Genomic DNA, 11,364 nt, shown 5'->3' on the forward strand with positions numbered 1-11,364 from the left:
CCTTACCCACGCAGCGTGAAGGCTTGCCTGAAGCGCTCGAGCGCCCGTTCGCTGTCGCCGCTGGCCCAGCCTTCGAGGCCGACCACACCGCTATATCCCATGGCGGACAACGCCCTGGCAATCGTCGGATAGTTGATTTCACCGGTGCCCGGTTCCATCCGGCCAGGCACATCGGCGACCTGGATTTCACCGATGGCATCGCCGGCGCGCTGGATCAGCTCGATCAGGTTTCCTTCGCCGATCTGCGCGTGATAGAGGTCCAGGTTCATCTTCAAGTGCGGGCTGCCCACGGCCTCGATCAGCGCCAACGTGTCGTCGGCGCGGGCGAAAGGCGTGCCGGGATGATCGACTTCGGTGTTGAGGTTTTCCAGCAGGAATACCCGGCCGGCGTCTTCCCCCAGGCGGGCGATTTTTTCCAGGGTCTTGCAGGCGCTCAGCCACATCCGGCCGGTGGCCTGGGCGACGGGCTTGACCGGCAATCCCTGTTCACCCAGGCCGGTGCCGTGCAGGTTCAGGCTCGGGCAATTCAATTGCGCGGCGACGGCCAAGGATTCCCGGGCGCTGTCGAGCAGTTGCCGGATGTCCTCGGGGTCGGTGAGGTTGCCCGCGATGTAGCCGGTCATGGAGGTGAAATCTGCGCCAGTTGCGGCGAGGGCCTGGAGGTCCTTGGTCGTCCAGTTCCAGATCTCGACGCTGAAGCCCAGCGCATGGATGCGTTTGACGCGTTCGACAAAGGGCAGGTCGAGAAAGACCATCTCGGCGCTGACCGCCAGCTTGAACGGTATGACACTCATGAAAGCGCTCCTTGCACACGCACCGCTTTGCCTTGCTGGAAAGACTCGATGCAGGCGCGGGCAATCGCCAGCGCCGCTCGGGCGTCTTCACCGCTGGCGAGAGGTTTTTCGCCGCTGCGCACGCAACTGACGAAGTGGTTGAGCTCAGCCACGTAGGCATCACGCAGCAAGTCGGTGTCCATGCGCTGGGTATCGGCCTGGACGCCGCTGGCCAGGTAGCGCAGCAAGTCGGAGTCGTTGACGCTGCCCATGGTCAGCATGCCGGCGCTGCCGAACACTTCGCCGCGGACGTCGTAGCCGTACACGGCCTGGAAGTTCGCTTCGGCGGTGGCGATGGCGCCGTTGTCGAATCGGATCGTGACCACTGCCGTGTCGAGGAACCCTTTGTGTTTGAAATCCGGCGCAATCAGCGCGTCGGCCATGACAAACACCTCGACCGCTTCGGCACCCGGATTGAGATAACGCAAGGTGTCGAAATCGTGGATCAGTGTCTCCAGGAAGATCACCCATTGCGGCGAGGCGGCGGGATTGTTCAGCGCCGGATCGCGGGTCAGCGAGCGTAGCAATTGTGGGGTGCCGATCCGGCCAGCGACCACATCCAGGTGGGCCGTGCGGAAGCTCTTGGCGAAGCGCCGGTTGAAGCCCACTTGCAGCGTCACCCTCGCATCGGCAGCGGCGGCAATGGCACGATCGGCTTCCTCCAGGGTGATGGCCATGGGTTTTTCGCAGAACACGCTTTTGCCGGCCTGCGCCGCGCTGATCACCAGTTCGGCGTGGCTGCGGGCTGGCGCGGCGATCAGCACGGCGTCGATGTCCGGGTCGTCCAGCAATTGCTTCGGATCGGTGTAGACCTTCTGCACGCCCAGTTCCGCCGCCAGGCGCGCGGCCTGGCCCGGCGTAGGGTCGGCAATGGCGGCAAGGCATGCGCCGGGGATGTGTCGGGCGGCGGTGAGGCCGTGAAAGCTGCCCATGCGACCCGCACCGATAAGGCCGAGGCGGAGGGTGTTTGATGTACTCATGAATGACTCCCTTTTATTGTTGTTCGCGACTCGTTGTCGGTACATCGTCGGGAGCAAGCGCTGTGCCAGTTTATAAGCGTCTGAAAATCAAGGGTTTTATGAGTGCTTGATGTGCAGGGATGTTCATTTCAATGACATGTCTATACTGACATGTCGAAAATATGAACATAGAGCCCGTAATGAACACACAGCCGATGGCCTTGAACGTTGAGGACCGTGACTACCTGACCGCCCTCGGCCCCGCGTCGTTGAATGGCGGATCTAGCCCGGCGCTGGACGAGGCCTGGCGCGCCTGCCTGAAGGGCGTCACCGAGCGTCCCGCGGGTGTCAGGCAGGTGATCTGGAACTCCTGGCGGCGCAGCGTCGATGCCGGCCTCGACCCGGAAGACGGCGAGTACCGTTTCGTCGCGCCCGCCGAATTGACGGCGACGCTGGCGGCGAATCGACTGTTGATTGCCGCGGCGGCGCAGGTCATGCGCGGCTTGCTTGCCTACAACCCCAACGGGCATATCAACCTGACGGATGCCGAAGGCACCACCTTGTACTTCTGCGGCCTGGACCTCACGCCCATCGGCAGTCGATTGCTGGAGTCGGTACAGGGCACCAACTGCACCGGACTGGCGCTGGTTGAAGACCGTCTGGTGTATGTGCTGGCTGGCGAGAACTTCGGCGTCGGCCTGCGCCAGCGGCATATGCATTGCGCCGCCGCGCCGATCCGCGACTCCCACGGTCGGACCCTGGCGATGTTGACCTTGACCGCCGAACCCGGTTGGTTTCACTTTCACACCTTGGGCACCGTCCAGGCCGCGGCCGAAGCCGTCGCCCGGCAAATGACGCTGCATGCGTTGCTCGAAGAGCAACAAACGGTCCTGGAAGTGCTCAACGAAGGCTTGGTGGTGCTGGACAAAAACGGTGACATCAAGGCCCTCAACCATTACGCCCGGCAGCTGTTTCGTGTCGACCCTGCCTGGCTGGGCAAGCCGTTCCAGAGCCTTGGGCAGACCGAGCTGAGCGGTGAAATCCTGCGCAGCGCCGGGGAAGGGGTGCGGGACCTCGATTGCACGTTCGAGCTGCACGATCGCAGCCACCTCGCCTGCCTGGTGTCGGTCTGTCCCCTGGAGCAGGGCGGTCGCGTTGTTTCGTTGCGCGAGAACCGGCGCATCCGCGAAATCACCCGGCGCATCATCGGCACCCAGGCCAGTTACACCTTCGAAACCATCCAGGGCCACTCACGCGCGATCCAGGACGCGTTGCACCTGGGCCGAATCGCCAGCCGCAGCGACTCGACCACGCTGATTCTCGGCGAGAGCGGCACCGGCAAGGAGCTGTTCGCCCAAGCCATCCACAATGCCAGCGAGCGTCGCGGCGGGCCTTTCGTCGCAGTGAATTGCGGCGCCATTCCGCGCGACCTGGTGCAGAGCGAACTGTTCGGCCACGTCGAAGGTGCGTTCACCGGATCGGCGCGCGGCGGCTCGGCGGGCAAGTTTGAACTGGCGGACGGCGGGACGATTTTCCTCGACGAAATCGGCGACATGTCCTTCGATGCCCAAGTCAGCCTGTTGCGCGTGTTGCAGGAAGGCGAAATCACCCGCGTAGGGGCAAAAAAAACGTTGCGGGTCAACGTTCGCATCATCGCCGCCACCCACCGCAACCTGAGCCAGGCGGTGGCCGAAGGCGCCTTTCGCGAGGACCTTTACTACCGACTCAACGTGCTGGGCCTGACGGTGCCGCCCCTGCGGATGCGGCGCGAGGACATTCCAATGCTGGCAAGGCATTTCCTGGCACGTTGCGCACGGTCGCTGCGAAAACCCATGCGCGACCTGTCAGCCGAGGCGCTGGAACGCTTGGGCGCGTACCACTGGCCGGGCAATGTCCGCGAACTGGAAAACGTCATCGAGCGCGCGACCAACCTGGCCGCCACCGAGCTGATCCAGGCGACCGATCTTGCACTGGACATCAGGCAGGGAGGCCAGCCATTGGCGCGGCATTGCGCTCCCGCGCCACGAGCGGCCGTGGATCTTGGCACCCATGAAATGAATGCGATCATCGCGGCCCTCAGGGACACGCGAGGCAATATCCGCCTGGCCGCCCGACAGTTGAACGTGTCCCGTGGCGGCTTGTACAACAAGATGAGCCGATTCGGGCTCAAGGTCGAAGCGTTCCGTTCGGGATTGGACTGACCCGAAAGGGGCTGATTCAGCCTCGACCTCGTTCGCGACTCAACGCCACCAGGCAACCGCCCAGCAACAACGCGGCACCCGCCACCAGCAAGGGGGCGGGGCGCCGCGCCGGCTTGCGCCAGCCGCCTTCGACACGTCGCTGGCCGCTGGGTGGGGCGAACAGGTTGCCCGAGGACGCGTCCGATGCCGGGCTGCGGTTCAGTCCCCAGCGCGTCAGCCAGCCCGAGAGTTGCGGGAAGCCCGGCAGCAGGAAGTGTGCCGCTCTCGCCAGTACCGCCGCACTGCCGACGGTGGTGGTGGGCTTGGGGTCGAGGGCACAACTGACCATTGCCTCGGCGACGCGATGCGGGTCGTACACCGGTGGTGGTGGCTTGAGCGCATGGCCGGTGAAATTGGCGCCATCGCGAAAGCCCGGCGTATCCATGACTGCGGGATAAATGTCGCAGACGTGGATGTCCCGGTATTCCCCCAGCTCACCGCGCAAGGCTTCGGACAAACCGCGCAGTCCGTACTTGCTCGCCGAATACGCAGCGGCATAAGGCTGGGCGACCCAGCTGCCCAACGACAGCGTATTGATCAGGATGCCGCGCTTTTGCTTCTTGAAATACGGCCAGGCCACGTAGGCGCCACGCAGGTAACCGAGCAAGTCGGTCTGCAAGACCTGCTCATGGGCTTCCAGCGGCGTTTGCTCGAAATCGCCCACCGCGCCCACGCCGGCATTGTTGATCCAGATGTCGATGCGACCGTCACCGAACGTCGCGGCTTCGGCGGCCAGCGCCTGCATCTGCTCGCTGCTGGTGACGTCGGTGCACACCGCTAGCGCGGCGGCGCCCTGGGCCTGGCATAGCGCGACGACCTCATCGAGCGCCGCACGGTCGCGTGCCGCCAGCACCAGGCGCGCCCGCTGCCGGGCGAACGCTTGCGCGGTGGCGCGGCCGATGCCGCTGGAAGCGCCGGTGATGACCACGAGCTTTTCGGCCAAGGGATACGACTTGGATTGTCCGGCGGGGCCTGCGCCGACCGCAGGCCGGTCGATTTCGGGCTGCAACCGCGTCAGCTTCAGGCGCACACCGTCAGCCATGACCAGCGTCAGGTCCTCGATGGTGCCGGCGACCCTGTTGGGGTACACCGGTTCGCCCTCGGGATCGAGTTGGTCGTAGACAAATGCCTGGCCTTCCAGCCAACCCACCGCCGTGTTCAGTTCAGGGCCCAGGTAATACTTTCCATCGAGGAAGAAGCCGGGGAAATGCGGCGCTCGCTCGACGCTTTCGACGGCGTAGCGCTCGCCCGTCCTCATGCCGGTTGCCGGGGAAATCATGATCAACACCTCCGCTCTGTTGGTTCTGCGATAGAGAGCGGGGGTGAAACCGGGGTTCCATCGAAGTGAGGAAAGGAAATCCGAGTGAACCGAGGTTCGTTCCCGTCAGTCACTTTTTCAGGAAGTCATCCCATCAAGGAGCCTGAGATGCGTTCTGTTTACCTCGCCAGCCTGTCCTTCACCGCGCTGCTCTGCGTCGCGTGTTCAAGCCAACCGCCTGCAACCTGGAGTTACGAGGACGCGCGAAGTCGCCCCCCGGTGCCGCCCGACCAGGCATACCCCGAGCTGTTTGAAGCGGTACAAGGCAAACAATTGTTTACCGACCAGAAGCATTTCGTCGACGCGCTGCCCAGGCGCGACCCCTCGCGGATCCGCGCGGATTACCTGGCCCGCCGGGGCAACGCCGATTTCGATCTCGAAACCTTCATAAAGGACAATTTCACCGAGTCCGGCCAGGCGGAAAGTCCGACGCCGAAGCCCGGCGCGCCGATCGACGAGCACATCGATAACCTCTGGCCGGTGCTCAGCCGGACCTACACCCAAGTCCCGCAGTACAGCAGCCTGCTGCCCTTGCCGCAGCCGTACGTGGTGCCCGGCGGACGTTTTCGCGAGATGTATTACTGGGATTCGTATTTCACCATGCTGGGTCTGGAGCAAAGCGGTGACAAGGCGCAGGTTCGCCAGATGACTGACAATTTCGCCTACATGATCGACACCTATGGGCACATTCCCAACGGCAATCGCACCTACTACCTGAGTCGATCGCAGCCGCCGTTCTTCGCCTACATGGTGGAGTTGCAGGCGCGCATCGAAGGCGAGCAGGCTTACGGGCGCTACCTTGGGCAACTGCAAAAGGAATACGCCTACTGGATGGAAGGGGCGCAGACCCTCAAGCCGGGTGAGGCTGGGCGACATGTCGTCAAGCTTGCCGACGGCAGCGTGCTCAACCGTTATTGGGACGCCAGCCCGACGCCTCGCCAGGAGTCGTGGTTGCAGGACGTCAAGACCGCTGAACAGGCCGCCGACCGCCCCAGGGAAGAAGTGTGGCGTGACTTGCGCGCCGGTGCCGAAAGCGGCTGGGATTTCAGTTCCCGTTGGCTGGGGAATGGCAAGGACCTGGCGACCATCCGCACGACGTCCATCGCGCCGGTGGATCTGAACAGCTTGATGTATCACCTGGAGCGCACCATCGCCAAGGCTTGTGAAACGGTGCAGAACACGCCGTGCACCCAAGCCTACGGGCAACGCGCCGAGCGACGCCAGCGCGCGATCGAGACACACCTGTGGAACGCCGATGGCGGCTACTACGTGGATTATGATTGGCAGCAGAACCGCCAGCGCCCGACGCTCACCGCAGCGACGCTATTCCCGCTCTATACCGGCCTGGCTTCCAGCGAACGGGCCAACCGTACCGCCGACGCCGTGCGCAAGGGCTTGCTGCGTCCGGGCGGCATCGCCACCACCCAGGTCAATAACGGCCAGCAGTGGGATGAACCCAATGGCTGGGCGCCCCTGCAATGGGTCGCCGTCGAGGGACTGGAGCGCTACGGGCAAACGGGCCTGGCCCGGGAGATTGGCAGCCGCTTCCTGCAACAGGTCCAGGCGCTCTATCGCAAGGAAGACAAGCTGGTGGAGAAATACGACGTGTCCGGACAAGGCAGCGGCGGCGGAGGCGGTGAATATGAATTGCAGGACGGCTTCGGCTGGACGAACGGGGTAACGCTGAAACTGCTCGGTAAATACGGCGGTTGAGCCGTGCCGGTTCGGTGCTATTCTTCGCGAAATCCGTGAAGAATGGCACCGAGATTGGACCAATGAACACGAATCGTCACCAGTTCCCCTCGCCGGAAGACCTGAAGGTCTTTGTGGCCGTCATTCGGAAAAACGGCTTTGCCAACGCCGCAGAGGCGCTGGGGTATTCCCCGGCCTATGTCAGCAAGCGCATTGCTGTCTTGGAGTCGACGTTGTCCACCCGGCTGCTGCATCGCACGACGCGGCGCATTGCGTTGACCGGCGACGGTGAGCGCGTGTGGGTCTGGGCCGAAAGACTGCTGGGGGATTTCGAAGAGTTCGTCGGCGAAATCGCCAACGCACGTCATCAACCCACCGGCTCGTTGAACATCTGCAGCAGTTTCGGTTTCGGCCGCAATCATGTCGCGCCGGCCATCGGCAAGCTGTCACAGGCGTACCCAGGCCTCGACATCCGCCTGGATGTGTTCGACCGCGTCGTCGATATCATCGGCGAGGGCTTCGACCTGGAAATCCGCGTGGGCGATGACCTGCCGGGCCAGCACCTGGGCCGCAAGTTGGTGAGTAATCGGCGCGTACTCTGCGCGGCTCCCGAATATTTGCAACGACGCGGCACGCCGCAGTCGCTGGAAGACCTCAAGAGCCATGATTGCCTGGTGCTCAAGGAGCGCGACAACGCCTTCGGCATCTGGACCCTGAGCAAGGGCGGACAAGAGGAGACGGTGCGCGTCGGAGGCCCGTTGTCTTCCAACAACGGTGAGATTGTCCTGGAGTGGGCGTTGAGCGGTGGCGGGATCCTATTGCGCTCGATGTGGGACGCCGGGCCCCTGCTTGAACAGGGGCGGCTGGTTCAGGTGCTGCCGGCGTATTCGCAAAGTGCCAATGTCTGGGCGGTGTATCCGACCCGACTCAGCCAGTCGGCGAAGCTGCGGGTGTGTGTCGAGTTTCTTGAGGCGTGTTTTCGGGATTTGTCGGCTGGGTAGGGGGCGGCGATGGTGAAACCGCCATCGCGAGCAAGCTCGCTCCCACATTGAATTTATGGCAGACCACGCGTTGCATGGGCACCGCAACCCCTGTGGGAGCGAGCTTGCTCGCGAAAGCGGTCTGTCAGCCAACTTCAATGTTGGATATGCCGGCCTCTTCGCGAGCAAGCTCGCTCCCACACAGGATTTCTGGAAGACCACGAATTGTGTGGCCACCTCAGATCCCTGTGGGAGCGAGCTTGCTCGCGAAAGCGGTCTGTCAGCCAACTTCAATGTTGGATATGCCGGCCTCTTCGCGAGCAGGCTCGCTCCCACACAGGATTTCTGGCAGACCACGAATTGTGTGGCCACCTCAGATCCCTGTAGGAGCGAGCTTGCTCGCGAAAGCGGTCTGTCAGCCAACTTCAATGTTGGATGTGCCGGCCTCTTCGCGAGCAGGCTCGCTCCCACACAGGATTTCTGGCAGACCACGAATTGTGTGGCCACCTCAGATCCCTGTGCGAGCTTGCTCGCGAAAGCGGTCTGTCAGCCAACTTCAATGTTGGATATGCCGGCCTCTTCGCGAGCAGGCTCGCTCCCACACAGGATTTCTGGCAGACCACGAATTGTGTGGCCACCTCAGATCCCTGTAGGAGCGAGCTTGCTCGCGAAAGCGGTCTGTCAGCCAACTTCAATGTTGGATGTGCCGGCCTCTTCGCGAGCAGGCTCGCTCCCACACAGGATTTCTGGAAGACCACGAATTGTGTGGCCACCTCAGATCCCTGTGGGAGCGAGCTTGCTCGCGAAAGCGGTCTGTCAGCCAACTTCAATGTTGGATATGCCGGCCTCTTCGCGAGCAGGCTCGCTCCCACACTGGATTTCTGGCAGACCACGAATTGTGTGGCCACCTCAGATCCCTGTGGGAGCGAGCTTGCTCGCGAAAGCGGTCTGTCAGCCAACTTCAATGTTGGATATACCGGCCTCTTCGCGAGCAAGCTCGCTCCCACATTGAGTTTATGGCAGACCACGCGTTGCATGGGCACCGCAACCCCTGTGGGAGCGAGCTTGCTCGCGAAAGCGGTCTGTCAGCCAACTTCAATGTTGGATATACCGGCCTCTTCGCGAGCAAGCTCGCTCCCACACAGGATTTCTGGAAGACCACGGATTGTGTGGCCACCTCAGATCCCTGTGGGAGCGAGCTTGCTCGCGAAAGCGGTCTGTCAGCCAACTTCAATGTTGGATGTGCCGGCCTCTTCGCGAGCAGGCTCGCTCCCACAGTCTTCCTTGCGCTACAGCCAAGGATTTTCCGCCAGGTGCCGGCTTTCGAAGCGGCGAATCTGCTCCGCTCGTTGAAGCGTCGTGCCAATGGCATCCAGCCCGAGCAGCAAGGATTGCTTGCGCAGTTCATCGATCTCGAAGGCAATCACCTCGCCACCGGACAACCTGATCTGTTGCGCGGGCAGATCGACGCTGAGGTTGGCGGTTTCGGCGCGGCTGACCGTTTGGGCGATTCTCTTGAGTTGCGCTTCAGGCAATTGAATCACCAAGACTCCGTTGCGCTGGCAATTGTCATAGAAGATTCCGGCGAAGCTGCTGCCAATCAACGCCCTGATGCCCGTTTGCTTCAAGCCCCACACAGCATGTTCCCGGCTTGAGCCGCAGCCGAAATTCTCACCCACCACCAGGAACGTTGCACCGCGCCAGCCCGGCCTGTTGAGTACAAATTCAGGATTGGGATCGCCATTTTCCAGCCACTTCAGATCAAAGAACAGGCCACGGTCCAGCCCGTTGCGGTCGATGCCCTTGAGGAACTGCTTGGGCATGATCACGTCGGTGTCGATGTTGGCGGCCAGCAGCGGGGCGGCGGTGCCGCTTACGGTAGTGAAAGGTTGCATGCTTCAGGCCTCCGGCAGCAGTGGACGAACATCGGTCAAGTGACCGGCGATCGCGGCGGCGGCCACCATGGCCGGGCTCATCAGGTGGGTGCGGGCGCCGGCGCCCTGGCGTCCTTCGAAGTTGCGATTGGTGCTGGAGGCGCAGCGATCCCCGGGGGCCAGCACGTCATCGTTCATCGCCAGGCACATCGAACAGCCGGATTGGCGCCATTCGAAACCGGCGTCGCGGAATATCGCCGCCAAGCCTTCTTCTTCGGCCTGCTCACGCACCAAGGTCGAGCCGGGCACGATCATCGCCCGCACATGGGCGGCAACGTGCTTGCCCTGTACGACACGTGCCGCATCGCGCAAGTCCTCGATCCGCGCATTGGTGCACGAGCCGATGAAGGCATGGCTGATCACCACGTCGGCGAGCGGCATGCCTGGCTTGAGGCCCATATAGTCGAGCGCGCGCTGCAGGCCTTGGCGCAGGATCAAGTCGGGTTCTTTTGTGGGGTCAGGTACACGACTGCCGATCGCTGCAGCCTGGTCAGGGCTGGTGCCCCAGGTGACCATGGGCTCCAACGCATCGACATCGAGCGTCACTTCCCGGTCGAAGACCGCGCCTTCATCGCTGTGCAGGATTCTCCATTTGGCCACGGCCCGTTCCCACAGCTCGCCCTGGGGCGCACGGGGTTTGTCTTTCAGGTAGGCAAAGACCTTGTCATCCGGCGCCATGAACGCACCCCTGGCGCCGGCTTCGACGGCCATGTTGCAAATGGTCATCCGGGCTTCGACGCTCAGGGCGGTGATCGCCGGGCCGGTGAACTCGATTGCATAACCGGTGGCACCCGAGGCGCCGATTCTTACAATCAGCGCCATGATGATGTCCTTGGCGGTGACGCCTGCCCCGAGGGTGCCATCGACCGTGACGCGCAGGGTTTTCAGGCGCTTGTAGACCAGCGTCTGCGTGGCCAGCAAATGTTCGATTTCCGACGTGCCGATGCCGAAGCCCAAGGCCCCCAGGGCACCGTAGGTGGTGGTGTGGCTGTCGCCTGCGGCGACGACCATGCCCGGCAGGATGAAGCCTTGCTCCGGGGCGACGACGTGCTCGATGCCCTGGCGTTTGTCCAGGACATCGAACAGCTCGATGCCGAAGTCGCGGCAGTTCTGCGCAAAGTACGACACCTGCCGGGCGCCGCCGGCATCCGGCATGGCTGCGATACGCTGGGGCGCCGTCGGGTTGACGTGGTCGACCACCGCCAGCGTCGCGCTCGGCCGCCACACGCTGCGGTCGGTTTCACGCAGGCCGCTGAAGGCTTGTGGACTGGTGTATTCGTTGGCGACCTGGCGGTCGATGTACAACAGCACGTGGCCCTGGTCATCCAGCGAGCATACGGTATGGCTGTCGATGTGCTTCTGATAAAGCGTTCGGGGGCTGTTCATGCAGGCTCTTCTTCATTCCAGG

8 protein-coding genes are annotated in these 11,364 nt (G+C 62.9%); 3 read left to right on the plus strand and 5 right to left on the minus strand.

The window, feature by feature from the left end:
* Positions 1-2: 2 nt before the first annotated feature.
* Together M8Q45_RS09715 and M8Q45_RS09720 are read right to left on the minus strand one after the other, a co-directional pair.
* The gene (locus M8Q45_RS09715; protein WP_249874528.1) at positions 3-794 is read right to left on the minus strand and encodes a TIM barrel protein; all 792 of its coding nucleotides are present in this window, start codon (positions 792-794) and stop codon (positions 3-5) included.
* Complete coding sequence (locus tag M8Q45_RS09720; protein ID WP_249874529.1) at positions 791-1,813, minus strand: Gfo/Idh/MocA family oxidoreductase; 1,023 nt, start codon at positions 1,811-1,813, stop codon at positions 791-793. The genes M8Q45_RS09715 and M8Q45_RS09720 overlap by 4 nt, the downstream gene beginning before the upstream one ends.
* A 179-nt stretch (positions 1,814-1,992) precedes the next feature.
* Between M8Q45_RS09720 and M8Q45_RS09725 the strand changes: the two genes are divergently transcribed.
* Complete coding sequence (locus M8Q45_RS09725) at positions 1,993-3,993, plus strand: sigma-54 interaction domain-containing protein (RefSeq protein ID WP_249874530.1); 2,001 nt, start codon at positions 1,993-1,995, stop codon at positions 3,991-3,993.
* A 16-nt stretch (positions 3,994-4,009) separates the two neighbouring features.
* On the opposite strand, the gene M8Q45_RS09730 is transcribed toward M8Q45_RS09725, so the two are convergent.
* The gene (locus tag M8Q45_RS09730; protein WP_249874531.1) at positions 4,010-5,311 is read right to left on the minus strand and encodes an SDR family oxidoreductase; all 1,302 of its coding nucleotides are present in this window, start codon (positions 5,309-5,311) and stop codon (positions 4,010-4,012) included.
* 147 nt (positions 5,312-5,458) lie between these two features.
* On the opposite strand from M8Q45_RS09730, the gene treA reads away from it, so the two are divergent.
* Both treA and M8Q45_RS09740 read left to right on the plus strand, forming a co-directional pair.
* On the plus strand, positions 5,459-7,063 hold the full coding sequence (gene treA / locus M8Q45_RS09735; RefSeq protein WP_249874532.1) for an alpha,alpha-trehalase TreA: 1,605 nt from the start codon (positions 5,459-5,461) through the stop codon (positions 7,061-7,063).
* Between the two features lie 62 nt (positions 7,064-7,125).
* Positions 7,126-8,043: a LysR substrate-binding domain-containing protein gene (locus M8Q45_RS09740; protein WP_249874533.1), complete on the plus strand. Its 918-nt coding sequence runs from the start codon at positions 7,126-7,128 to the stop codon at positions 8,041-8,043.
* A 1,268-nt stretch (positions 8,044-9,311) separates the two neighbouring features.
* On the opposite strand, the gene leuD is transcribed toward M8Q45_RS09740, so the two are convergent.
* Both leuD and leuC read right to left on the minus strand, forming a co-directional pair.
* Complete coding sequence (gene leuD / locus M8Q45_RS09745; RefSeq protein ID WP_249874534.1) at positions 9,312-9,917, minus strand: 3-isopropylmalate dehydratase small subunit; 606 nt, start codon at positions 9,915-9,917, stop codon at positions 9,312-9,314.
* A gap of 3 nt (positions 9,918-9,920) precedes the next feature.
* The gene (gene leuC, locus M8Q45_RS09750; protein WP_249874535.1) at positions 9,921-11,342 is read right to left on the minus strand and encodes a 3-isopropylmalate dehydratase large subunit; all 1,422 of its coding nucleotides are present in this window, start codon (positions 11,340-11,342) and stop codon (positions 9,921-9,923) included.
* Positions 11,343-11,364 lie beyond the last annotated feature (22 nt).

The organism is Pseudomonas sp. T1.Ur (assembly GCF_023516725.1).
Taxonomy (GTDB): domain Bacteria; phylum Pseudomonadota; class Gammaproteobacteria; order Pseudomonadales; family Pseudomonadaceae; genus Aquipseudomonas; species Aquipseudomonas alvandae.

Excerpts from the sequence above, each read along its gene's own strand:
- M8Q45_RS09715 (WP_249874528.1), bottom strand. The coding sequence starts at position 794 with ATGAGTGTCATACCGTTCAAGCTGGCGGTCAGCGCCGAGATGGTCTTT.
- M8Q45_RS09720 (WP_249874529.1), bottom strand. The coding sequence starts at position 1,813 with ATGAGTACATCAAACACCCTCCGCCTCGGCCTTATCGGTGCGGGTCGC.
- M8Q45_RS09725 (WP_249874530.1), top strand. The coding sequence starts at position 1,993 with ATGAACACACAGCCGATGGCCTTGAACGTTGAGGACCGTGACTACCTG.
- M8Q45_RS09730 (WP_249874531.1), bottom strand. The coding sequence starts at position 5,311 with ATGATTTCCCCGGCAACCGGCATGAGGACGGGCGAGCGCTACGCCGTC.
- treA (WP_249874532.1), top strand. The coding sequence starts at position 5,459 with ATGCGTTCTGTTTACCTCGCCAGCCTGTCCTTCACCGCGCTGCTCTGC.
- M8Q45_RS09740 (WP_249874533.1), top strand. The coding sequence starts at position 7,126 with ATGAACACGAATCGTCACCAGTTCCCCTCGCCGGAAGACCTGAAGGTC.
- leuD (WP_249874534.1), bottom strand. The coding sequence starts at position 9,917 with ATGCAACCTTTCACTACCGTAAGCGGCACCGCCGCCCCGCTGCTGGCC.
- leuC (WP_249874535.1), bottom strand. The coding sequence starts at position 11,342 with ATGAACAGCCCCCGAACGCTTTATCAGAAGCACATCGACAGCCATACC.